Here is a 23,876-nt window from a genome sequence, read left to right on the forward strand (position 1 = left end):
TAATGAGAGTATTGGTAAAAGTCGAGGCGGTAATTCAACCAAAATTCACTTAGCCGTCGACAGCGGAGGATTACCGATTTATTTCGAATTATCAGAAGGCCAAAAACACGATATTACACACGCCCCCAGCTTAATTGAGCACCTGAAGCAGGTTGATACCGTCATTGCAGATAAAGGTTATGACAGCGATGCTTTTCGTGAACTTATCGCAAATAAAGGCGGGAAATCTGTTATTCCGAGGCGCCGCTATAAGAATACACCTCAAGAAAAAGTCGATTGGTGCTTATATCGGTATCGACATTTAGTGGAGAATGCTTTTGGAAGAATTAAACACTATCGATCAATATCAACAAGATATGACAAGCTAGCAAGAAATTACGCCAGTATGGTGTCACTGGCGTTTATGTTAATGTGGCTGCCGATGTATTGCTGAACAATATTTGTACAGCAAAGATCAACAGACCCTAATACAGGCAATCAATGCCGACAATTAATGCTGACGATAAAAACCGCTGTAAACGCTTAGCAACAGAAGATTAACGCTTAAGCCATATTCAATCACCAAAATGCGCCAAACGAGAGCCTTGTTCAAAAGGAATGCCATTAGCCCTTGAACCCTATGGCACCTTACCCGTAAGCTAGGCGGATTAAACACTTAGACTCATACCTATGTCCGCAACAGGTTTTATTCAACGTACACTCGATGCGCTCAGTGTCTATTATCACAAGCGGGTTTTGATCCTGTTATTACTGGGTTTTTCCGCCGGTCTACCATTAATGCTGGTATTTTCAACGCTATCCTTTTGGTTGCGTGAAGCCGGTGTTGATCGCACTTCAATCGGTTATTTCAGCTGGATAGCCTTGGCCTATGCGTTTAAATGGGCTTGGTCGCCCTTAGTCGATCGACTCTCGCTACCACTGTTAACTCGCTTTCTAGGACGACGCCGCAGCTGGATGTTGTTCGCTCAGCTGTTATTGGTTGGGGCTATCTTAGGTATGTCGTTCAGCGATCCGCTCAAGGATCTCGAGCGCTTGGCGCTGTTCGCGTTAATGGTCGCCTTTGCTTCCGCCACCCAAGATATTGTGGTTGATGCCTTTCGGATTGAATCCGCCCCAGAAAAGATGCAAGCCGCATTAGCCGCCGCCTATCAAGTGGGTTATCGCAGCGCTATGATTATCGCCACCGCAGGTGCACTCACCATAGCGGCTTGGGTCGAACCCGGTAACACAGCATACAACTTAGTCGCCTGGCAAACCTCTTACCTGATTATGGCGGGCTTAATGTCCGTGGGGATTTTGACCACACTTTTTAGCAGTGAGCCCGAAGTCGATACCCGCGCCGCCGATGCCACCGAATTAGCCTTAAAGCAACGCTTAAGCGCCACTTATCCAAGAATTATCGCTGCTGGCATGTCTTGGGTATACACGGCCAGTATTTTGCCTTTTATCGACTTTTTCAAACGCTATGGCCGCAGCGCTATCCTCATCCTATTGCTGATTTCTTGCTACCGGATCTCAGATATTGTGATGGGCATTATGGCGAACGTCTTTTATGTGGATATGGGCTTCACTAAAGAAGAAATTGCCTATTTGAGTAAAATCTATGGCCTGATCATGACCTTAGTCGGCGCAGCCTTCGGCGGTGTTTTGTTAGCGCGTTATGGCACGATGAAGATCCTTTTCCTTGGCGCTTTGTTGGTTGCGGTAACCAATCTGTTATTCGCGTGGCAGGCGGTGATTGGCTACAACGTCCCCTTTTTAACCTTTGCCATTTCCGTAGACAACTTTAGCGCAGGAATCGCCACGGCGGCTTTTATCGCCTATCTATCGAGTCTCACCAGCAGCGGCTACAGTGCAACGCAATATGCCTTACTGTCTTCGATTATGTTGCTGTTCCCTAAGTTTATCGCGGGCTTCTCGGGGGCTTATGTCGACGCATTTGGCTATGTGAACTTCTTTGTCGCCGCCAGTGTGATTGGTTTTCCTGTGTTGTTTTTGGTTATCTTAGTCAACAAGTATGCGCCGCACCCAAGCACATCATTAATGGATGATTCGTCAAAACGTGCACCAGCAAAATCGGATTAAGGTCTCATAGCACTTATGTCATCAATATAAAAAAGCCCTCACACCTTAGTGTGAGGGCTTTTACATTTAAAGACGAAATGGCAAACGCGATACTGAATCACGTTAAACCAAATTTGCTCGATTAATCTTTAAAGTTATCAAATTGGAAAGGCTGGCCTAACTCAGACTCACGTGCCAACGCCATGACAGCTTGTAAATCGTCACGTTTTTTACCTGTAACTCGTACTTTCTCGCCCTGAATAGACGCTTGCACTTTAAGTTTGCTGTCTTTAATTAGCTTGACCAGTTTTTTAGCGATTAAGGTTTCTATACCTTCTTTAAACTTCACTTTTAGGGAGAAGGTTTTACCACTGTGGATGGCTTTCTCATCGACTTCCATCGAAGACGGATCCACATTACGTTTGCTCAGCTGCATACGTAAAATGTCTACTAATTGTTGGCATTGGAAGTCATCTTCAGCGGTTAACGTGACCACATGATCCTTATATTCCACGTCAGCTGTTTTACCGCGAAAATCGAAACGTGTCGCCAGCTCACGCTTGGTATTATCAACCGCATTACGCAGTTCAACTTCATTCACTTCTGACACAATATCCATTGAAGGCATAGTTTTTATGTCCCATATCAAATTAATATGCAGCTAGTTTACCCACACACAGGCCTAAGTTGAAGGTAAAGCCTAGAATAAAAGCGTAATCATGGATGACTTTAGTGGTGGATTTTCCTATCATTGCCCCACTCTAAGCTAATGCAAACATATTTGTGATAACTAAAAACACCCTATTTAAGCTGGCTTTAGCCGTAGCCTTTGTCGTGATCAGTTATCTGGTATTTTCCAGACCAACCTATTCGCAAAGTATTCCGAATATCGACAAGGTAGGCCATCTTGGGAGCTTTTTTTGCCTCTCCTATCTCTCCTACCTCGCTTTCAAACCTAAGTGGTATTGGCTATCGCTCACATTGGCGAGCTATGCCATTTTAATTGAGCTGGTGCAATCGCGCTTGCCCTACCGTAGCGCCTCTGTGGCGGATGTCATTGCCGACTTTGCGGGCATTGCGCTGTTCTACTTTTGTAATTGGGCCTATGGCAAATACTTCCGTGCGGCGCAGTTGCGGGAAGATTAGTTCGAACGCTATAAATGGGCACTGATACAGAAACCTTAAGGCTGCGAATATGACTCATGCTGTGGATATTGCCATTTTAGGTGCAGGTGCCGTTGGGCAACTGATCTGTCGCCAATTGACAGTTGCGGGAATGAATGTCGGTTTTATCGGCCGTAATGCCCTCGAATCTGGCCAGCAAGTACTGAGTTTCACCCCATTAGCGTCTGCAGATGACCATCAACAGATACAAGCTATCCCGTATTCGGTGCCTATCTTAACTGCCGATGCGCTCGACAATATCCGTTTGGTGATTGTCTGCGTTAAAGCCTATCAAGTGCTCGATGCGCTCTCCCCCTTACTCAAGCAACTGCCTAGCCAATGCCATATTTTGTTATTACACAATGGCATGGGGCCTCATTTAGCGCTGGCACCGCTGATTAATGCGCAAGCCAATGGCGGAGGGCTAAGCCTAGGGACAACGTCCCAAGGGGTGTTACGTCAAGCCCATTGGCAGATTAAGCAAACCGGACAAGGGCTGACTCAGCTGGGGCATTTCGCAGGCGCTGAACTGACGGAACATTATCGCAACGCTTTGCTGGCTGCCATTCCGAGCAGTGAATGGGTCGATACGATTGTGCCTTGCCTGTGGCAAAAACTCGCAGTCAATGCCGCCATCAATCCGCTCACTGCGCTATATCAATGCCCCAATGGCAAACTAGCTGAGCCAGATTTTAGTGAAATGATTAAGGGTATTCTCGATGAGTTAGTCCTAGTTGCCGCACATGATGGCGTGTCGCTTGATCAATCATTTTTGCACGACAGGGTCTACCAAGTGATCCGCCTAACAGCTGGGAACTTCTCGTCGATGCACCAAGATATTGCGCATCAAAGGCGAACCGAGATAGACCAAATTAACGGCTATATCTGTGAGCGTGCACAAGCGCACGGTTTAAGTGCGCCAGTCAATGCCGAGCTTTGGGCGCGAGTCAAACAGCTAGCAGTTTAAGCGAGCACAACTAGCCTAGTTCAATTAAAGTTAACCTAATGTTTAATCAAGATAATCTGTAAATCACGATTTAATTCCCCGCATTCATGCAGCGCATTAAAACGCTGACTCCCCTCGCTTTATATTCACTCGACACTATCTGCACTGATACTTGCCAGCAGAACTCATCTTGCACCAATAAAACGCACCAAATCAGGGCGGTTTGATTCTGTTTTGCACCGTTTTGCATCAATTCATGATGCTATTTCGGTGCGACTTAATGTTAACGCAATGATAATAAATGCTTTGTTTATATGGCCTGATTCCTGCTTTATTCCAATAAATTGAGTCTGAAGTTTGTTGGAGAGAAAAGTGAAACTGGTCACCGCAATCATTAAACCGTTCAAATTAGACGATGTACGTGAAGCCTTAACTCAGCTCAACGTCCATGGCATGACAGTCACTGAAGTGCGCGGCTTTGGCCGCCAAAAGGGCCATACAGAATTGTATCGTGGCGCCGAATACGCTGTGGACTTTTTGCCTAAGATGAAGCTCGAAGTCGCCATTCACTCCGATCAAGAAGAAGCCGTTATCGAAGCCATTATTGCCGCTGCCCATACGGGTAAAGTGGGCGATGGCAAAATCTTTGTGACCGAACTCCAACAAGTCGTGCGCATTCGCACTTCGGAAGAAGGAGTGGATGCCCTATGATGCTAGCGAACTTCAGACTCAGTTTTAAATATCTATTGATATTATTCAGTATGTTGGCGACCAATGCTGTAGCCGATGAGAGTCAGTTCAGCGCCGCAAATACCGCGTGGATCTTAAGCTCATCCGCGCTGGTATTATTGATGACCTTACCCGGATTAGCCTTATTTTATGGCGGCTTAGTACGCAGTAAAAACGTACTTTCGATATTGATGCAATGTTTCTCTATCGCCGCCCTTGCCTCAGTTTTATGGTTTGCCATAGGTTATTCACTCGCCTTCGATGCGGGCAATAGTTTTATCGGTGGCTTAGGTAAAGCATTACTGTCAGGCGTTGGCCGCGATAGTCTCAGTGGGGATATTCCTGAGCCCCTGTTTATGCTATTTCAAATGACCTTTGCCATCATCACGCCGGCACTGATCATCGGTGGCTTTGCCGAGCGGATGAAATTCTCAGCTGTGCTCATCTTTTCAGGGGCTTGGTTATTATTGGTTTATGCGCCGATCACCCACTGGGTGTGGGGCGGAGGCTGGTTAGCACAGCTAGGACTGTACGATTTCGCGGGCGGAACCGTAGTACATATTACCGCCGGGGTTGCAGCGCTCGTGGCGGCTAAAGTGCTAGGTCCGCGCAAAGGATTTTTAAACTCGGCGATTATGCCACACAACCTGACCATGACGGTTACTGGTGCGGGCATGCTATGGGTCGGTTGGTTCGGTTTTAATGGTGGTAGCGCACTCGGCGCCAATGGCACCGCTGCCATGGCGATTTTAGCAACTCATCTCGCCGCTTCTATGGGCGCGATGACCTGGGCAGCAATTGAGTGGATTAAGTTTGGTAAACCCAGCGCCCTTGGCATAGTCACCGGCATGGTAGCAGGCTTAGGCACTATCACTCCGGCGTCTGGTTATGTTGGCCCAGCGGGCGCCTTAGTGATTGGTTTACTCGGTGGGATCGTGTGTTTTTACTCAACGGTTTATATCAAACAGAAACTTAAGATCGATGACTCCTTAGACGTTTTCCCCGTACACGGGGTTGGCGGTATTCTCGGAACTCTTTTGGCCGGCGTGTTTAGCTCGACCCAATTAGGCGTCTTTAGCGGCTACGGTTTTGCGGCCGTGAACGAAACCATGATAGACCAACTTGGGGTACAGATTATCGGGGTCGCGGCAACATTCACTTATACAGCTGTGGTCACCTGGTTGCTATTCGTGATCATCCGTAAGCTACTTGGCGGCCTTCGTGTCAGCACAGAACAAGAAGTTAACGGCTTAGATTTATCGGAACACGAAGAAACTGGCTATAGCCTTTAAACGTTTTAGGCTACAACTTAAGCTATAACGCTTGAACAGCAATAAGGGCACCTAGGTGCCCTTATTGCTGACTGATTTTATGATGCTAACGTTTAAAATGCTCGACTAACCATAGCTTTAAATCGGCCAGCTTCATCGGCTTAGCAAAGAGATACCCTTGGAGAAAATGCACTTGGCGACTGGTTAAATAATCCGCCTGCTCCTGCGTCTCCACCCCCTCTGCCACCACGACATAATTCATCTTGTGGGAAAGCTCGATAATAGTATCGAGCACATGGGAAGTGACAGAATCTTGTCCTATGGTATCGATAAAGCATTTATCAATTTTCAGATAGTCTAACGGCATCGTTTGCAGCAGGGATAAAGTGGTTTGCCCAGTACCAAAGTCATCAATTGCCACTAGAATCCCTAACTGTCGCAAGCTTTCAATACACTGGCAAATATCCGGCGTTAATAATTGCCGTTCGGTGATTTCAATCAACGGCTTAACGCCAATACGCTCCAGGGAATCCCGCAGATGAATAAATTTCGACTCAATATCATCCTGCGTAAAGTGTTCTGGCGCCACGTTAAACGCAATTCTAAAGCCCGGTTCGACCTTCATATCGGCAAAATCTTTTAATGCCCGCTCAAAAATATAGTTGGTCAATGGGACAATTAACTTGCCCTCTTCGGCAATGGGAATAAACAAATCAGGCCGCACTAAGCCCATTTGTGGGTGCTGCCAACGCACTAATGCCTCAACGCCTTTTGCCTTGCCGTCCTCGGCACAAATCACTGGCTGATAAACTAAGAAAAACTCTTCGTTCTCTATCCCACTGCGAATGTCATCGGCAAGGGAATGGCGAGTAACCCTTGAATAGAGCACAAATAGGATAGTCCCCGTAATCAAGACTATGCTAACGGGTAAAGAAATGGCCAAAAATATCCAAAAGAAATGCCAGAAAAAGGCTGGCGAAATTTCTAGTAACACTGAAAAATTGTGCTTATCAGAATCGAGCCTCATCACCTCATTTTGTTTAAATTCGGGTGACTCTGGAATCGTTTTACCATTTATAGATAAAGCGACATTGATCACTGCGCTGGGAAACACATTGGGTTGTACAAAGGAGTCTAATAAATATTGCCCTTCAATAATCACAGCAGCGCCGTGCTTAGATATCGGTTCCCAGTTTGATGCCACTATCGCAGGCACCTCAGGCATAAAAGGCGTGCCGCCAATAATAAACTGGTTAGGTATTTCAAGATTTTCAGTGGTACTGACTATGCCTAAAGGAACGTCGATATCACCTGTTTTAGATGAACAATAAACACGTTGCGAATCAAATATTAAAGCCGAGCGAAAGTAAGGCTGGAACAACATATAGTTGTGTAATTCTTGACACTCAGTGTCCTTCAACGCCAATGCATAATGGCTGATTTCATCGGCATGAGAGATCAAAGTATCTATGTTGCCTACATAAATCCCCCCCACACCTTTGACTTTATCTTCCACAAAATACTGTGCAGAGAGATAACTTGCTACCACAGCAACCCCAATGGGAAACAATATCACTGCCAGCCATTGCCACAATGGCAGATTTAATTTTGCTATTTTTCTTCGCATAGTTCTCTGTTTAGTTCCTTAACTCGCACAGCACTCGGTTAAAAATGGTATCAAAATCTAAGCGGCAAGGTATGTATATGTTTGTATCTCAGTTCATATCAGCTTGATATAAACTGGCTAAATCGCGTTTTATTCTAGTATAAAAAACCAGCATGCCATCAATGAGTTTGAAACTATTCCCACATCACCAAAATGGCGGCCATAGCAATAAGCACTAATCCAAGCATATCTTTTATCTTCACTTTTTCCTTCAGCCAAAAGGTGGCAATTAAGATCATAAAGAAAACTTCAACTTGGCCTAAGGTCTTCACATAAGGCACTGCCTGCAGCGACATAGCACTAAACCAGCCGATAGAACCTAAACAACTGGCGGTACTAGTGAGTAAGGTTAGCTTAGGTCGCTGCCATAAAGCGGCCAGTGTGGATTTATCCTTAAGTAACAGATAACTGACTAACACTAAGGTCTGTAGACTAATCACGAATAACAACACCCAAGCGGCGCTATGGGGGAAGCCGATATTCAAACACAAGCTCGCCTCTCGCACCCAAAGCGATGTCAGCGCAAACGAAGTACCACAAGCTAAACCAATCAATGCTGTATTGAGCGACAGACTTCGCAGGCCTTGCTTGGCACTCATCAAAAAAATCGCCACACCACCCAGCAACACACCCGACCAACCTAATGGTGATAAATGAGTGCCAAAAAACACTGTGCCTAATATCGCCGCAACCACAGCTTCACTCTTAGCCAGCCCAGCCCCAATAGCAAAGTTCTGCAGCTTAAACAGTTTCACCATCAAACCCGTCGCGAGGATTTGCATCGCCGAGGCGCCTAAGATAAAACCGATAAAACGGCCGCTAAAATCGGGGACTCCGACATCCTGCCAAAGATATAAACCGACCAGATACACGGCGGCAATGGGCCCTGCCCAAATAAAACGCGCTAAGGTCACGCCCGCGACACTCACCTCTTTACTCAGTTGGCTTTGAAACGCATTACGCCAAGCCTGCATAAATGCCGCCAGCAAAGTTAGTAAGATCCACATGAAGGTATTCCGTAAAGAATGAGGTCGGCAATAAAGACGAGGGTTAGGCAAACCTCATCATAAAACATTAATGTTTCAGATAGCTACAGGGTTATAGCCATCGGATTCTTTCAGCTGAAAAACAAAAGCCCCGAACGAGTCGAGGCTTTGGGATTAAATCATTAAGTCACTAATTCATTAAGTCTTAGCTTGCGATTACTTGCTAGTATCGATTGGATCGAAGGACTTAACCAAATCGTCAATTGCTTTCATTTGCTTCAGATAATTTTCTAACTGATGCAAAGGTAAGGCACATGGGCCGTCGCACTTAGCGTTATCAGGATCGGGATGTGCTTCAATGAATAGACCCGCTAAACCTAGCGCCATACCGCTGCGCGCTAACTCGGTCGCCTGTGCACGACGTCCACCAGCAGAATCGGCACGACCACCAGGGCGTTGCAGCGCATGGGTCGCATCGAAAATCACTGGGTAACCAGATTGCTTCATCTCATCCATGCCCAACATATCAACGACTAAGTTGTTATAACCAAAGCTTGAACCACGTTCACATAGGATGATCTCGTCATTACCCGCTTCGTTAAACTTAGTGATGATGTGGCGCATTTCGTGCGGCGCTAAAAACTGTGGTTTTTTCACATTGATGATAGCGCCGGTTTTTGCCATAGCGACAACCAGATCCGTCTGGCGGGCTAAGAATGCTGGCAACTGAATGATATCAACCACTTCAGCAACAGGCGCACACTGGTGCACTTCATGCACGTCAGTGATCAAAGGTAAGTTAAAGGTCTTTTTAATTTCTTCAAAAATCTTCAAACCTTCTTCCATGCCTGGGCCACGGTAAGAGTTGATTGAAGAGCGATTCGCCTTATCAAAGGACGCCTTAAACACATAAGGAATACCCAGTTTTTGGGTCACTTCGGCGTAGGTTTCAGCAATCGACATAGCAAGATCGCGAGACTCAAGCACGTTCATGCCACCAAACAACACGAAAGGTTTATCGTTGGCAATCTCGATTGAACCTAGGTTAATGATTTTATTACTCATCGCAACTTCTCTCTAAAATGCTGGAACCTTTCCCAGCGATGAACTGAATATAGGGCTAAGGCCGCTATGCCGCAACTGCTTGTAAAAGCTGGCCACAGAGCCACGCCATGTAAGTCCCTAACGCATAACCAAATACGGCTAACAACACACCAACAGGTGCTAAAGCGGGGTGGAATGCCGCAGCAACAACAGGGGCAGATGCTGCGCCGCCTACGTTCGCTTGGCTACCCACTGCCATATAAAACAGCGGCGCTTTAATCAACTTAGCCACCAATAACATAAAGCCTGCGTGCACTAACATCCAAATAATGCCCACTAAAAAGTACAAAGGCGTGTCGAGCACTTTACTCACATCCATGTGCAGACCAATCGTCGCCACTAAGATGTAAAGGAAAGCCGACGCCACTTTCGATGCCCCCGCCGCCTCTAAATGGCGCACTGGGCTGAAGGACATAGCCAAACCAATGGTTGTGACTATCACCACTAACCAGAAGAACTTAGAGGTTAAGCTGTAATCTTCGGTCCAAGGGTAGTTCGCTTCAAAAAATGGTCCAAGGAAATCGGCGGCCATATGGGCGATACCTGTGATACCAAAGCCAACGGCGACAATCAGCATAAGATCGCGCAGATTAGGAATACGTGCATTTTCAGCGTGATACTTTTCAACTTTGTCTTTTAACGCTTCAATTGCTGAGGTATCGGCACCCGTTCTCGCATCAATCTCTTTCGCCTTTGAGGCCATAAATAACAATACGGCCATCCAGATATTGGCGACAATCACATCGACTGTCACCATCACAGAGAAAATATTGCCACCTACCGCATAGATTTCTTTCATCGCGGCTTGATTTGCGCCGCCACCAATCCAGCTTCCGGCTAAGGTCGTCATGCCGCGCCATACCGCATCAGGACCATCAACTCCAATTAAAGAGGGCTCGATGATCGACACTAACAGCAAGGCAACCGGGCCACCGATAACAATACCGACAGTGCCGGTTAAAAACATGATTAAGGCTTTCGGCCCTAAACTTAAAATAGCTTTTAAATCAACGCTTAATATTAATAAGACTAAACACGCTGGCAGTAAATAACGTGACGCCACAAAATACAGTTGTGAGGTATTACCGTCGATCACCCCAAAGGTATTCAATAAAGAGGGTAAAAAATAACACAATAAAAGTGCGGGAATGAAACGATAAAACTTCTGCCAAAAAGGATGACTACTGCTACTGGTATAAAATACAAAACCTAGAATTGTCGCGAGTATCCCTAACGCCGTGGCATCGTTCGTCACTAAAGCCGTGCTTGTCATGCTAATTTCTCCCTGTTAATACAGTTATTATTTTATTTTTATTAGAGACTTAACCTTTAAGTCCCTGGGTCAAACTTCCATCTGCCCAGTGTTATTATTTTTGCTAATTGGATTGAATAGTTGATAAATAAGAAGAGCCCCGAAAGGCTCTGCTTTAATGGTAAATCTCGGCATGCTCGTTTAATTCTTTGAGCTGCATCTTCACGATTTCGATCACGGGATCGTGGGGGCTGTTATCGACAAAATGCTGCAAATCAGCAGCCGCCACATTAATACAACCCAGCTGCTGCGCGATAAAGGCTCGCTCACGATTAAGGTGCACATCATCGCTATGCCATTGCAATAGCAGACTGCAACATTCCATCGCCGCCTCAAATTGATGCGACACTATGCAACCGGCTTTTAGCTCATGCAGCATACGCGTCAGCAGTTTTTTCACCGTTGCAGGCTTTAAGTAACTCGCCTTAAGCTCGGCCGCATTGCCTAACTCGCCGCGCACTAACACATGCAACTGGTGACGGCTGAGCTCCTTGCCCGTCAAAGGGTCCAGATAACTCACTTCACCGGCAATCTTGCAACGCAGCACCGTATTGCCGGGTAGCAATATCGGTTCAAGCTCAAGATCTAACTGCTTCGCCAGTAACATCAAGACAGTTGCCAGCGTAGTGCTATTCCCTTGGCGGCTAATCAAGCAAGTACCTAAATCCGCTGCCTCAGTACTAAAGTAGTTATCGCGGACACAAAAGCCTAAATCCTCGTAAAACCAATGCAACAGCGCATTAAAACGCTGTTGTTGGTCAACCAAGTAATGACTTAATACGGCTCCCGCCATTTCAAACCAAGCCCATTTAGCGGCTTCTAGTTTAGAAAATCCAAGGTGCGCACCTACATCCAATGCCGACTCGGGCAATGAAATGCCATCTTGCAGAGTGTAGTTACTCATTAACCCAATAATACCGCTTGTTTAAAATGAGCCAATTTAGCAGCATAAACCAACCAGCCTATCGCGCCTAAGTAAGCAAACACTTTGAACAACTTGTTTCTGTTCGCCTTTATAGCAATCGCGCCTAGTACAATATAGGCAACCACAGCACCGATTTTTTCGGTCATCCAAGGATCGACAAAAGGAAATTGCTGGATCATAAAACACAAAGTTAAGCCCGACAGCAGTAAGAAAGTGTCGATAACATGGGGCGCTATCTTGAGCAGTTTCTTCTCCATCAAAGCCGATTGGCGCAGATGCAGAACAAAGCGTACGGTAAGCAGCAACACGCTTAACGCGATAAAGGTAAAATGCAGATGTTTAACCGCAGGATATAGACTGTAAAAAGTTTCCATTACGATACTTATGGCCAGTGACAAAGGCGCTAGTTTACCCTAATCCGTTACTGCATACCAATGCCTATCAGCCTAGATAGTCAGAGCTAACATCATAAAAAATCAAACGAGAAGAGACGATGAATTTAAGCTTAATTAACGATGAATCAACCGAGTTCGCCGATGCCGTAAAACAAAAAATTGTCGAGTTTAACCAAGCCCAATGGCAAGGGCTTAGCCGTAAGAATCTCGGCCTCAAATTACAAGACGCCGAAGGTAAACTGTTAGCAGGGATCAGCGGTAAAACCTTCGGCAATTGGTTGTTAATCGAGTATCTGTGGGTCGATGACGCCCTAAGACACCAAAAAATCGGCACTCGCTTATTGTTAGAGGCAGAAAGCCAAGCAAAAGCGCGCGGCTGCCAATTTGCCCTACTCGATACCTTAGATTTCCAAGCTAAGCCCTTTTATGAGCGCCACGGCTATCGCGTGCAATGGATATAACAAGCCTACCCAGAAACCGGCAGTAAATTCTTTATGGTGAAAGCGTTGTGATGTTTAAGGCTTGCGATCGTCAGCTTAACATCTGCTTAAGGTGGCTATTTAGAAGACAAAAACGCCATTGGCGATAACCAATGGCGTTCGTTAAATCGGTATAACTGGATAAATATCTTCACTTAAAGCAGCGCGTTATTCCGCCCATTTACCCATAGTACATCTGTCATTGCTGCCAAAGTCTCGCACTGTGGCGACATTCTCGTAGCCCAGCTCGATAAGCTTAGCTCTGAGTCTTACCGCCTGTTCGAAACCATGCTCGAGCAGGATATAGCCGTTAGGCTTTAAGTAATCTCGGGCAGTGTTGGCAATATAATACAGATCGGCAAAGCCTTCCTCGGCGGCGGTTAACGCGCTTTGGGGCTCGAAACGCACGTCACCTTGGTGCAAGTGTTCGTCAGTCTCATCTATATAGGGCGGATTTGAGACGATTAAGTCAAAGTCACGCGACTTTACCGCGCTAAACCAGTCACTTTGAAGAATGTCGACCTGTGGCAGCTTTAAGTTCTCACGGTTCGCGATAGCCAAAGCTACGGCATCATCGACTTTATCGACCGCCGTGATTTGCCATGACTCACGCTCAGACGCTAACGCCAGCGCAATGGCCCCAGTGCCTGTACCTAAGTCGAGCACTTTAGCGTAGGTAGAAAGCGGCATGTTCAAGGCGGTTTCGACTAAAATTTCCGTGTCGGGACGCGGGATCAAAGTCGTGTCGTTGACGATAAAAGGCAGCGACCAAAATTCGCGCTCACCGACAATATGTGCCACAGGTACGCCTTTTTGGCGTTTCTGTACCATTTGCTGGAAGCGTTTCCACTGTTCAACCGTTAGGGATTTTTCAGGCCAAGTATACAAATAGCTGCGGCTTTTATTGAGGCAATATAACAACAAAACCTCTGCATCCAGATGAGCGGATTCAGAGGTTGATGCTAACTGCACATAAGCCCATTGCAGGGCTTCGGCTATGCTAGATTGATCTGACAAAATTACCCCTGCTCGTCAGCCAGTGCGGCTAACTGATCGGCTTGATGCTCTTGCATCAGAGGCAATAAAATAGCATCGAGATCGCCTTCCATTACTTCGTTCAAGCGATATAAGGTCAAGTTGATGCGGTGTTCGCTCACGCGGCCTTGCGGGAAGTTGTAAGTACGTACACGTTCGGAGCGATCGCCACTGGCAACCAGACTACGACGGGTCGATTCTTCGGCGCTACGGCGTTTTTCGTCTTCAACAGCTTGAATACGTGCAGCCAGTACACTCATGGCTTGGGCACGGTTCTTGTGTTGCGAACGTTGATCTTGGCATTCCACCACGATCCCAGTAGGAATATGGGTGATTCGAATAGCTGAGTCAGTTTTGTTAACGTGCTGACCACCCGCGCCCGATGAACGATAAGTATCGACTTTCAGATCGGCTGGATTGATTGAAATCGCTTCCGCTTCAGGCACTTCGTGAAGTACCACTACAGTAACCGCTGAAGTATGCACACGTCCCTGGGATTCGGTTTCTGGCACACGCTGTACACGGTGGCCGCCGGATTCAAACTTAAGTTTGCCGTATACGCCTTCACCGCTGACCTTCATGATCACTTCTTTAAAGCCACCATGTTCGCCTTCGTTACAGCTCATGATTTCAATCTGCCAGCGATTCGCTTCAGCATAACGGCTGTACATGCGGAATAAGTCACCGGCAAAAATAGCCGCTTCATCGCCACCTGCACCAGCGCGGATCTCAACGAAGGCGTTTTTATCATCGTCAGGATCTTTTGGCAGTAATAGAATTTGCAATTCGTCTTCGAGCTGCTCGAGTTTGGCCTTAGCGGCTTTCATCTCTTCCTGCGCCATTTCACGCATTTCAGCATCGTCTTCTTCCAGCATTTCTTTGGCAGAATCGAGATCGGCCTGCGCTTGCTGATAGGCTTTAAAGCCAGCAACAACGTCTTCTAACTGGGCATATTCTTTCGATAACGCACGAAACCTGTCTTGATCAGAAATGACGCTAGCATCACCCAGCAAAGCCATGACTTCTTCATTGCGCTCGAGCAAGCCTTCCAGCTTGCGGATAACGGATTCCTTCATTTAACTCGCTAACCTTAGTTTTTATCTAATCCAAGCGCTGATCTTAACTGACCGAGAGTATTCAAATCGCCCTGACGACTCGCTGCCGTGAGGGCCTGTGTCGGTGCGTGGATAAGTTTGTTGGTCAGGCGATTGGCTAGTTCAATCAATACCTGCTCAGTGTCTGAGCCCTGAGCTAATTTATTCAAGGCGCGTTCCACTAACTCATCTTTTACCGCCATGCTCTGGCTGCGATACTCGCGAATACTGTCGACCGACTCTAAAGAACGGATCCAATCCATAAATAGGAAAGATTGTTCTTCAGTAATTACTTCAGCTTGCTCGGCGGCTTCTTTTCGAGAAGCCATATTCTGTTCAATAATGCTATGCAGGTCGTCCACTGTATACAGAAACGCGTCATCCAAATCGGCGACTTCCGGCTCAATATCCCGGGGAACTGCTATATCAACCAATAACATAGGTTGATGGCGACGCTGCTTTAGCGCTTTTTCGACCATGCCTTTACCTAGGATAGGCAGAGGGCTGGCGGTAGAGGATATCACGATATCGGCTTTTGGGAGATAATCTGGTATCTGCGCCAGTGTAATTGCTGTTGCGCCAAACTCCTCACACATGCCTTGGGCACGTTCTAACGTCCGATTTGCTACGACCATTGAAGCCACACCGTTATCTTTAAGATGCTTCGCAACCAGTTCTATGGTTTCACCCGCACCAATTAACAGCACTTTAGTGGTCGATATCGATGAGAAAATATGTTTCGCCATGCTTACCGCGGCAAATGCCACAGAAACTGCAGCGGCGCCAATTTCAGTGTCAGTACGGACTTTCTTAGCGACTGAAAAAGTGTTCTGAAAGAGTCTATCTATGGTTAGTGCAACCGTACCAGCCTCTTTGGCCTTAACGAACGCTTGCTTTACTTGACCGAGAATCTGCGGCTCACCAAGGATCAAAGAATCGAGCCCAGAGGCTACGCGCATCAAATGCCTGACGGCATCTTGACCATGATAGTTATAGAGACAAGGTGCTACATCCTCATGATCTAGGCCGTGATACTCTTCAAGCCACGCAATAATGTCGGCCTCATCGCCATTGTTGCAATACAACTCAGTGCGATTACAGGTCGAGACAATAACGGCTTCACCCGAGCGTGTACGACTGGCCAGACTCTTCATAGCATCATGAATTTTGTCCGGAGAGAAGGCAACTTTCTCACGCAGGTCTACCGTGGCTGTTTTATGGTTAATACCGATTGCTACAAGGCTCATCTGACTCTTTCTAGATTCTTGGCGACTCTCTTAATAAGGGCATTCTACTGAATTGGCCCAACTAAAAACAGAATACGCTTAACAAAACCGAATAAAGGTCTAACTTCTTACCTAAATTTTCTATCAATAATAGGTAAGGCAAAATTTGCCCCAAGGGAGCAAATCTAAGTGACCGCCGATGGAAATTTTACGTTTGGCATTGGTATTCTTTCCAAGCCCTCGTATCATAAGGACTTTGGTATATCAGTCATAGATGAATAATTTGAAGCGCCTCACAAAAACCATTTTCTCTTGTTTTACCTTAAGCGCCCTACTCTTACTGGCGGGGTGTGAAACCTTGCCGCCGATGACTGACTTAAGCCCAATCACAGTCAATGATGCGCGCCAAGCCAAAGCTTGGGAATTACAGGGAAAACTAGCGATAAAAACTCCCGACGATAAACTCAGTGCCAATATCTACTGGCGCCACAGTGAAGATCGCGATGAACTCACACTCACGACTATGCTAGGTACAACTGTGTTGACGCTTAATTCAACCTCGAACTCTGCCCATTTACATATCGATGGCAAAGATTTTCGCGACGATAACGCCCAGCGTTTACTCGAGCGTGTCAGCGGTTGGTCCATCCCCTTGGCCGATTTACCTTTATGGATCACCGGCCAAGTTGGCCCGAATGATCAAGTACTTGAAAGCGATAGCCAAGGCAAACCTAAACAGCTCACGAACACTCAAACCCCACCGCCTTGGCAGGTCACATTTTTGAGTTGGCAATCCCAGAGCGGCGCCAACGTGCCCCATCAATTAAAGCTTGAGCGTGGTGACTTACAACTCAAACTACAATTGAATCAATGGCAAGCCCTCGGCAAGCCTGCAATCATACTCGAAGAGAAACCTTAGCATGCCCGCAGCAATTTCACGCCATTGGCCAGCACCAGCCAAGCTTAACTTATTCTTACACGTGAATGGTCGCCGCGCAGATGGTTATCATGAACTGCAAACCTTGTTTCAGTTTATTGATTACTGTGACATGCTCGATTTTAAGGTCACTGAAACCGCAGAACTGATTTTGCACTCCAATATCTCTAATGTTGTCGCCGATAGCGATAACTTAATTCTGCGAGCCGCAAAATCATTACAACAAATCACAGCCTTTACTGGCGGCGCCGAAATCTGGTTGGATAAACGTCTGCCTATGGGCGGAGGTTTAGGTGGCGGCTCGTCAGATGCTGCCACCACCTTAGTTGCACTTAACACATTATGGAACACCCAATTATCGACCGAAGAACTGGCTAAAATCGGCCTTAAACTTGGAGCCGATATTCCTGTTTTTATTCATGGTTTCGCTGCTTTTGCCGAAGGTGTAGGTGAACGCTTACAAGCGGTAAATCCGAGTGAGCCTTGGTACTTAATCATCGCACCCGATGCCCATGTTTCCACCGCTGAAGTATTCCAAGATCCACTTTTACCACGTGATACCCCGAAACTGGCCATAGATACCTTAATGAACCAACCTTGGGCAAATGATTGTCAAAAACTAGTCGTTTCTAAATACCCTCAAGTTGCCAAGGCATTAGGCTGGCTGCTAGAATATGCGCCGTCGAGAATGACAGGAACAGGCGCATGCGTGTTCGGGGAATTCACACAAAAGCAACAAGCTCTCGCAGCCTTGGCGAAATTACCGTCTGAAATGCAAGGATTTGTTGCACAAGGGATGAATCTTTCGCCGCTCATCACGCGACTCAGTCACCCTTAAACTACTTTCTTCTAGAGTAACCACTTAACGATAACGCCTCGGGTTCCTCCCGTCCCTACATCGTCGTTACTCTAGCCACTAAAATATAAAGCAAACGCCTGAGGTTCATACAGTGCCCGACATCAAGCTCTTTGCTGGGAACGCCACCCCCAGTCTCGCTAAAAAGATAGCCGATCGTCTATTTTGCAAACTCGGAGACGCAGTGGTTGGTCGTTTCAGCGATGGTGAAATCAGTGTCCAAATTAACGAAAATGTACGTGGTGCCGATGTGTTCATCATCCAATCCACTTGCGCGCCGACAAACGACAACCTGATGGAACTCATCGTGATGGTTGACGCGCTACGCCGTGCATCTGCTGGCCGTATCACAGCGGTTATTCCTTACTTTGGTTATGCTCGTCAAGACCGTCGCGTTCGTAGCGCCCGTGTACCTATTACTGCAAAAGTGGTTGCCGATTTCCTGTCTAGCGTGGGTGTTGACCGCGTTCTGACCTGTGACCTGCACGCTGAGCAAATCCAAGGTTTCTTCGACGTTCCTGTTGATAACGTATTTGGTAGCCCAGTGCTGCTAGAAGATATGTTAGCGAAGAACTTAGATAATCCAGTTGTTGTTTCTCCAGACATCGGTGGTGTTGTTCGCGCTCGCGCAGTAGCAAAACTATTGGATGATTCTGATTTAGCGATCATTGATAAACGTCGCCCACAAGCGAACGTTGCGCAAGTTATGCACATCATTGGTGATGTTCAAGGTCGTGACTGCATTATCGTTGACGATATGATCGACACAGGCGGCACTCTGTGTAAAGCGGCTGAAGCCTTAAAAGAACATGGTGCGAACCGCGTATTTGCTTACGCAACTCACCCAGTCTTCTCTGGCAAAGCGGCTGAAAATATCGCTAACTCAGTGATTGATGAAGTGATTGTGACTGACACAGTTCCTTTAAGCCCAGAAATGTTGAAAGTGGCTAAAGTAACTCAGTTAACTATGTCTGCGGTACTGGCTGAGGCAATTCGTCGCGTAAGCAACGAAGAGTCTATTTCTGCCATGTTCCGTCACTAATAGTTACGTCGCGAATAGTTCGGTCGCTGAACGTTCTGACTAATCTGAGTGGTTCCGATGCACAGCTTACTGTTTTAACGAATCACTAAGCTTGCAGAGCTAATTACTCAGACATAAAAACGCACTCCTCGGAGTGCGTTTTTGTTAGTGTATTTTTTAAGCCAGCTTCTGATCATCAGATGTAAACTGGCTTCTACGCATTAGATTTTAAAATTACTCACCGCACGGAATAAGAACTCAGCCTGCGCCTTAAGCTCATCCGATGCGGACGCATTTGCATCTGCCGCATGGGATGACTCCTCAGCGATATCGCGGATCACCACCACATTCTTATTCACTTCGGCCGCCACCATACTTTGCTCTTCAATCGCCGCCGCAATTTGAGTGCTCATGTCCATAATATTACGCACGTCGTTATTGATAAGCTTCAATAAAGCGCCAGCACTTGCCGCTTGTTCAGCGCTTTCAACGCCTTGTTTTTGGCTAGATTCCATCAATTGCACAATCGATCGGGTACGCGTCTGCAGGGTTTGAATGATGTTAGCAATCTCTTGGGTTGACGATTGCGTCCGCATCGCTAAGTTACGCACTTCATCGGCAACCACAGCAAAACCACGGCCCTGCTCACCCGCACGCGCCGCTTCAATCGCAGCGTTCAAGGCTAAAAGGTTAGTCTGCTCAGCAATGCCGCGGATCACATCTAGCACGCTACCGATAGTCTCGCTGTCACGTTCCAATTCGTTAACGACCGCTGCTGAGCTATTCAACTGCTCAGCAAGTGACTGGATTTTATGTATCGTTTGCTCAACCTCTAATTGACCACTTTGGGCATTATCGTGGGTCTGACCCGCTTTTGATGCAGCTAATTCGGTTGTTTTAGCAATTTCCTCAATCGTTGCGCCCATCTCAGTGATTGCTGTTGCGACCATGTCGGTCTCATTAAGTTGTTGGCCCACACCTTCGGAGGCGAGCATGGCATTTTCGGATACGCGCTTACAGGAGGTGTTAATTGTCGCGACCGACTCAATCACTTGCTCAATCAGTTGCTGGAAGCTACTCACCATACTATTGAAATGCAGTGCAATTTCGCCAAGTTCATCTTGCGTTGATGCATCGCATCTTAAGGTCAGGTCTTTACTCACTTCGATGCGAGCAATGATCTGCGTGATACGCTCAACCGGCGCGATGATACTGCGGATAATCAGATAGGTGATGAAAGATAGCAGCAACGTGATAAATATGAACACAGCAATACCTACATTAACGCTGCTGCTCTCAGCATCATCAATCGCCTTAAGCGCTAGGTTATGTAAGTCATTCGCGCTGCTTTCAATTTGTAGGTTGGCCGCGACAAGACGCGCCATAGTGCCATCTTTCTCGGTCAAACCGAGTTGCTGCTCTTTATTGGTTAAGCTTTTAAAATCTTTCTGATACTGAGTAATAAGCTCTGCAATTTTATTTTGGGTATCAACATCTAAGCTCGATGAACGCAGTTTGTCATTAAACTTGCCAATATTGGCATCGAAGGTTTCAACATAACTTAGCTCACGGCGCAGCATAAAATCTTTTTCATTACGCCTCAGTTGCAGCATAGCCACTTCGAGTTCGAGCTGATTATATTGCTTAAGCAGCGTTTCAACATTGTGCACCGCCGAACGCAATGTGCCGTACAACCCCGTTTTGGGTGTTAAGCCAATCTCCTGCTGTAGCTGCACTACTTCAGAGAAAGCAACTTGATACTGATTTAAATTACTGTCGAAACTTTCAAGCGATGCCTTGGACACGCCATATTCTTTAAAGACTTTCTCTAACTCGGGGACAATACCGTCGATTGCCATGTGGCTTTGCTTATGTAGCTCTGCATATTTTAAATCCTTGCGAGCGAAGAAATCCTTTTCGTTTTTACGCAGAATTAAGACGTCACGCTCTAACTCAAGCACACTTTGAGCGGCATGGGAGAGCTCAGACTTAACCGAATTTGAATGGAGTTGTAATCCAAACATGGCAACTAATGCCGAAATAGACACAGCTGCACTGAGTAACAACTTTGAGCGGATAAACATAGAAAGTCCCCGAATAAATAATCTATCTTAAAAAGATAGCTGTAAATTAGGCCTTTAACAGCGCAAGTGTAGCAATACATGAAAAGTTCATATCCAATACCTAAGTAGCTTGTGAATTAAAGCTCACATATCGAAAGCACCTCATTATTTTTAGCTTAGTTCATCAAGATGATGCCGACATATTTTTCAAAGTAATGCGTGTTAATCTTGTTAAATATACCGTCTCAATGCCGATATAAATGTCACCATACCAACTGGTATAAAATGAATAACTTCATCAGCTTAACTGTATATTTGCGGGCGGATTCTACTACAGATTACAAAAATGTTACGCTGGATAATGAATCTTAATAAAATATATTTTTTACAGTTCCAAACCTTTTGCAGCATTCAGAGCGTCAAAACTACAACACTTAATAATTATGGCAGGGAATGACAGTGACGGCAGGGATACTCCCACTCAATAGCGCAATGTCTGACTTTGAACTGGTCACCTTAGCCAGCCAAGGCAACAGAGCCGCCTTTAAACTGCTGTATCAGAGCCATCACCAACGTATTTATGCCCTATCACTGCGCCTTTGCGGCCATAAAACTATGGCGGAAGAAATTACCCAAGAGTGTTTTATTTTAGTGTGGCAGAAGTTGCCGCAATTTCGAGGTGAGAGTCAGTTTTCGACTTGGTTACACAGCATTTGTGTCAATCAAGCCTTGAGCAGTATTCGTAAACAACAATCATTCTGGGCACGATTTATCCCGCTGGAAAATGAGACTGAACCTATGAGTTCAGATGAAAGTTATAGCGGATTAGATAAGTTGATTTTCAAACTGCCGCAGCGGGCACGCATGGTGTTCGTACTCTGCGCCATCGAAGGTTATCAACACGATGAAATCGCTGACTTACTTGGCATTGCCGTCGGCACTAGCAAGACCCAATACCACAGAGCTAAGCAACTACTACAGGAGATGCTGTAATGACGTTAACGCCGCTTTCCCGTGAACAACAGCTTGAGCAACTGCTCAATAGCGCTCCCAACGCAATGCCGCCCACCCATGATCTGTGGCAAGGCATTGAAAAGCGTATGGACAAACCGCTGGTTTCCCAAACACGCCAATCCCAGAGCGGCCGACAGTGGGCGATAGCTGCCTCTTTTATCATGCTAGTGGCATTGGGATATAGCCAATTGCCTTATTTCAATCAATTAACCACACAGCAGACAGAGCTTGCCCAAAACTCAGCTATGCCAGAGCAACAAGGGGATGCGGCCTTACAGTTACTGTTAACCCAAATCGCGGCATCACACCAAGCGCAAGTGGATAACCTAGAGCAGACAACGAATGCGCTAGCTTGGCAGACCAGCAGTTTCAGCGCGCCCGTTGAGCAAGGTTTGGCGGAACTAAGACGCGCGGCAACCCAGATTTACCAAGCTTTACAAGCAAATCCAACCGATAAACAACTTTGGCAACTCTGGCTTTGGGTGCAGCAACGTGAGCTCGACCTATTGCAACAGGGCCAAAAACTACCCATTAGAAACTCGACACAAGGAAACACTCTATGAGTAACCTCAATCTCACTAAAGCCAGTCTATTGGTTTCGACACTCTATTTAGGTTTGATGGGCAATGTGTTCGCAGCACAAAGTGTTGATAAACAGCTCAATATTAGCAGCGACACCCAACTGCAGATCAAAGTCCAGCGCGGCGATGTGACGATTCAAACCTGGGATAAGAGTGAAGTCAGCGTCACAGGTACACTCGATGAATTGAGCGAAGGCTTTGCGTTCGAGCAACAGGGAAACAGTCTGAATATCGAAGACAAAATGCCCCGCCACTACAATGGCAGTAATGACAAAGGCTCGCAGCTCACCATTAAAGTGCCAAAGACAGTAAAACTCAGTGCAGATACTATTTCAGCAAATCTGCAAGTCGCCGAAGCCCAAGGTGAACTCGATTTGAATACCGTCAGTGGCGATATCAAAGCTAACAACCTTAGTGGTAAACCTGAGTTGCACACAGTCTCAGGCGACATCATCACTCAAGCACTCGATGGTAAAGTGAAATTAGAGACAGTATCAGGCACGATTCAAGACACTGACAGTAAAGGAGAAATGAACTATCGCCTCGTAAGTGGTGACTTAAAAAGTCAAACTCAGGCCGAAAAAGTGACGGTTGAACAAGTTTCTGGCGAAGTGAATGCTAACTTTAGCCTCGCTAAGGAAATCGTACTCAGAACCGTCAGCGGTGACTCAAAAGTGTCACTGGCGAAAAACTTCAACAGAGCCAATTTAGAAAGTGTGAGTGGCGATATCATAGTGACTTTTGCCGATATGCCAGATGCCAGCTTTGACTTAGACGGCGGCCCAGGTGGCAAGATCAAAAATACCTTAACCCAAGATGAACCTAAAAAGCAGAAATACGTGCCACGCGCCGAGCTGTCATTCCAAACAGGTTCGGGGACTGCCAGCGTAAAAATGAACACTATCAGCGGTGATTTGGTTTTAAAGAAGCAGTAATCAGTCAGATTTTATCGCACCAATAAAAATGCCGCCACGAGTCAAACTCGGGCGGCATTTCTGTAGATTCCTT

Annotated in this window: 23 protein-coding genes and 1 pseudogene; 13 read left to right on the top strand and 11 right to left on the bottom strand. The window is 46.4% G+C overall.

The annotated features are described in order from the left end of the window. A pseudogene (locus KV201_RS00005) lies at positions 1 to 433 on the top strand (IS5-like element ISSod6 family transposase); the annotation flags it as partial. Positions 434 to 669: 236 nt separating this feature from the next. Then, positions 670 to 2,085 carry an AmpG family muropeptide MFS transporter gene (locus KV201_RS00010; protein WP_226058160.1) on the top strand — a complete coding sequence of 472 codons (1,416 nt, stop codon included), beginning with the start codon at positions 670 to 672 and terminating at the stop codon, positions 2,083 to 2,085. A gap of 121 nt (positions 2,086 to 2,206) precedes the next feature. Here KV201_RS00010 and KV201_RS00015 read toward each other — a convergent pair whose 3' ends face one another. Continuing rightward, positions 2,207 to 2,692, bottom strand: coding sequence for a YajQ family cyclic di-GMP-binding protein (locus KV201_RS00015; protein WP_006080274.1), 486 nt, complete (start codon positions 2,690 to 2,692; stop codon positions 2,207 to 2,209). A gap of 155 nt (positions 2,693 to 2,847) precedes the next feature. On the opposite strand from KV201_RS00015, the gene KV201_RS00020 reads away from it, so the two are divergent. The 4 genes from KV201_RS00020 (at position 2,848) to KV201_RS00035 (ending at position 6,195) form a co-directional block, all read left to right on the top strand. Beyond that, positions 2,848 to 3,210 carry a VanZ family protein gene (locus tag KV201_RS00020; protein WP_006080272.1) on the top strand — a complete coding sequence of 121 codons (363 nt, stop codon included), beginning with the start codon at positions 2,848 to 2,850 and terminating at the stop codon, positions 3,208 to 3,210. A 49-nt stretch (positions 3,211 to 3,259) separates the two neighbouring features. Next, positions 3,260 to 4,195, top strand: coding sequence for a ketopantoate reductase family protein (locus tag KV201_RS00025; protein WP_226058161.1), 936 nt, complete (start codon positions 3,260 to 3,262; stop codon positions 4,193 to 4,195). Between the two features lie 351 nt (positions 4,196 to 4,546). Then, the gene (locus KV201_RS00030; protein WP_006080270.1) at positions 4,547 to 4,885 is read left to right on the top strand and encodes a P-II family nitrogen regulator; all 339 of its coding nucleotides are present in this window, start codon (positions 4,547 to 4,549) and stop codon (positions 4,883 to 4,885) included. Beyond that, positions 4,882 to 6,195, top strand: a complete 1,314-nt coding sequence (locus tag KV201_RS00035) for an ammonium transporter (RefSeq protein WP_226058162.1) — start codon at positions 4,882 to 4,884, stop codon at positions 6,193 to 6,195. Before KV201_RS00030 ends, KV201_RS00035 begins: the two co-directional genes overlap by 4 nt. Positions 6,196 to 6,280: 85 nt before the next feature. Here KV201_RS00035 and KV201_RS00040 read toward each other — a convergent pair whose 3' ends face one another. From KV201_RS00040 to KV201_RS00065, 6 genes are all read right to left on the bottom strand, one after another. Then, complete coding sequence (locus tag KV201_RS00040; RefSeq protein ID WP_226058163.1) at positions 6,281 to 7,801, bottom strand: EAL domain-containing protein; 1,521 nt, start codon at positions 7,799 to 7,801, stop codon at positions 6,281 to 6,283. Between the two features lie 173 nt (positions 7,802 to 7,974). After that, the gene (locus tag KV201_RS00045; protein ID WP_226058164.1) at positions 7,975 to 8,847 is read right to left on the bottom strand and encodes a DMT family transporter; all 873 of its coding nucleotides are present in this window, start codon (positions 8,845 to 8,847) and stop codon (positions 7,975 to 7,977) included. 195 nt (positions 8,848 to 9,042) lie between these two features. Beyond that, on the bottom strand, positions 9,043 to 9,891 hold the full coding sequence (gene kdsA / locus KV201_RS00050; RefSeq protein WP_071938555.1) for a 3-deoxy-8-phosphooctulonate synthase: 849 nt from the start codon (positions 9,889 to 9,891) through the stop codon (positions 9,043 to 9,045). 64 nt (positions 9,892 to 9,955) lie between these two features. Then, complete coding sequence (locus KV201_RS00055; RefSeq protein WP_226058165.1) at positions 9,956 to 11,203, bottom strand: DUF819 domain-containing protein; 1,248 nt, start codon at positions 11,201 to 11,203, stop codon at positions 9,956 to 9,958. A gap of 154 nt (positions 11,204 to 11,357) precedes the next feature. Then, positions 11,358 to 12,146 carry a SirB1 family protein gene (locus KV201_RS00060; protein ID WP_226058166.1) on the bottom strand — a complete coding sequence of 263 codons (789 nt, stop codon included), beginning with the start codon at positions 12,144 to 12,146 and terminating at the stop codon, positions 11,358 to 11,360. Then, positions 12,146 to 12,541 (bottom strand): SirB2 family protein, encoded by a 396-nt coding sequence (locus KV201_RS00065; RefSeq protein ID WP_006080263.1) that lies wholly within the window; start codon positions 12,539 to 12,541, stop codon positions 12,146 to 12,148. The genes KV201_RS00060 and KV201_RS00065 overlap by 1 nt, the downstream gene beginning before the upstream one ends. A gap of 119 nt (positions 12,542 to 12,660) precedes the next feature. On the opposite strand from KV201_RS00065, the gene KV201_RS00070 reads away from it, so the two are divergent. Further along, entirely contained in the window at positions 12,661 to 13,023 is a 363-nt protein-coding gene (locus KV201_RS00070; RefSeq protein WP_226058167.1) for a GNAT family N-acetyltransferase, read from the top strand. A 186-nt stretch (positions 13,024 to 13,209) separates the two neighbouring features. Here the strand turns inward: KV201_RS00070 and prmC are convergent, their stop codons facing one another. The 3 genes from prmC to hemA are packed head-to-tail and all read right to left on the bottom strand — an operon-like array spanning position 13,210 to position 16,417. Next, on the bottom strand, positions 13,210 to 14,058 hold the full coding sequence (gene prmC, locus KV201_RS00075; protein ID WP_006080260.1) for a peptide chain release factor N(5)-glutamine methyltransferase: 849 nt from the start codon (positions 14,056 to 14,058) through the stop codon (positions 13,210 to 13,212). Positions 14,059 to 14,060: 2 nt separating this feature from the next. Then, positions 14,061 to 15,152, bottom strand: coding sequence for a peptide chain release factor 1 (prfA, locus tag KV201_RS00080; RefSeq protein ID WP_113939045.1), 1,092 nt, complete (start codon positions 15,150 to 15,152; stop codon positions 14,061 to 14,063). 14 nt (positions 15,153 to 15,166) lie between these two features. Next, positions 15,167 to 16,417 carry a glutamyl-tRNA reductase gene (hemA, locus tag KV201_RS00085; protein WP_028761678.1) on the bottom strand — a complete coding sequence of 417 codons (1,251 nt, stop codon included), beginning with the start codon at positions 16,415 to 16,417 and terminating at the stop codon, positions 15,167 to 15,169. Positions 16,418 to 16,670: 253 nt separating this feature from the next. On the opposite strand from hemA, the gene lolB reads away from it, so the two are divergent. The 3 genes from lolB to KV201_RS00100 all read left to right on the top strand — a co-directional run bounded on the left by lolB (position 16,671) and on the right by KV201_RS00100 (position 19,231). Beyond that, positions 16,671 to 17,315 carry a lipoprotein insertase outer membrane protein LolB gene (lolB, locus tag KV201_RS00090; protein WP_113939046.1) on the top strand — a complete coding sequence of 215 codons (645 nt, stop codon included), beginning with the start codon at positions 16,671 to 16,673 and terminating at the stop codon, positions 17,313 to 17,315. Between the two features lies 1 nt (position 17,316). Beyond that, positions 17,317 to 18,171, top strand: a complete 855-nt coding sequence (gene ispE, locus KV201_RS00095; protein ID WP_226058168.1) for a 4-(cytidine 5'-diphospho)-2-C-methyl-D-erythritol kinase — start codon at positions 17,317 to 17,319, stop codon at positions 18,169 to 18,171. Between the two features lie 112 nt (positions 18,172 to 18,283). Then, positions 18,284 to 19,231 carry a ribose-phosphate pyrophosphokinase gene (locus tag KV201_RS00100; protein ID WP_006080255.1) on the top strand — a complete coding sequence of 316 codons (948 nt, stop codon included), beginning with the start codon at positions 18,284 to 18,286 and terminating at the stop codon, positions 19,229 to 19,231. A gap of 200 nt (positions 19,232 to 19,431) precedes the next feature. Here KV201_RS00100 and KV201_RS00105 read toward each other — a convergent pair whose 3' ends face one another. Beyond that, on the bottom strand, positions 19,432 to 21,294 hold the full coding sequence (locus KV201_RS00105) for a methyl-accepting chemotaxis protein (RefSeq protein WP_226058169.1): 1,863 nt from the start codon (positions 21,292 to 21,294) through the stop codon (positions 19,432 to 19,434). A gap of 438 nt (positions 21,295 to 21,732) precedes the next feature. Between KV201_RS00105 and KV201_RS00110 the strand changes: the two genes are divergently transcribed. Genes KV201_RS00110 through KV201_RS00120 form a run of 3 tightly spaced genes read left to right on the top strand, consistent with a single transcriptional unit; the run spans position 21,733 to position 23,803 of the window. Then, positions 21,733 to 22,266 (top strand): RNA polymerase sigma factor, encoded by a 534-nt coding sequence (locus KV201_RS00110; protein WP_226058361.1) that lies wholly within the window; start codon positions 21,733 to 21,735, stop codon positions 22,264 to 22,266. Then, positions 22,266 to 22,850, top strand: coding sequence for a hypothetical protein (locus KV201_RS00115; protein ID WP_014615396.1), 585 nt, complete (start codon positions 22,266 to 22,268; stop codon positions 22,848 to 22,850). The genes KV201_RS00110 and KV201_RS00115 overlap by 1 nt, the downstream gene beginning before the upstream one ends. Continuing rightward, positions 22,847 to 23,803, top strand: a complete 957-nt coding sequence (locus KV201_RS00120; protein WP_226058170.1) for a DUF4097 family beta strand repeat-containing protein — start codon at positions 22,847 to 22,849, stop codon at positions 23,801 to 23,803. Before KV201_RS00115 ends, KV201_RS00120 begins: the two co-directional genes overlap by 4 nt. Positions 23,804 to 23,876 lie beyond the last annotated feature (73 nt).

This window comes from Shewanella sp. SR1, assembly GCF_020447145.1.
Classification (GTDB): Bacteria; Pseudomonadota; Gammaproteobacteria; order Enterobacterales; family Shewanellaceae; genus Shewanella; species Shewanella baltica.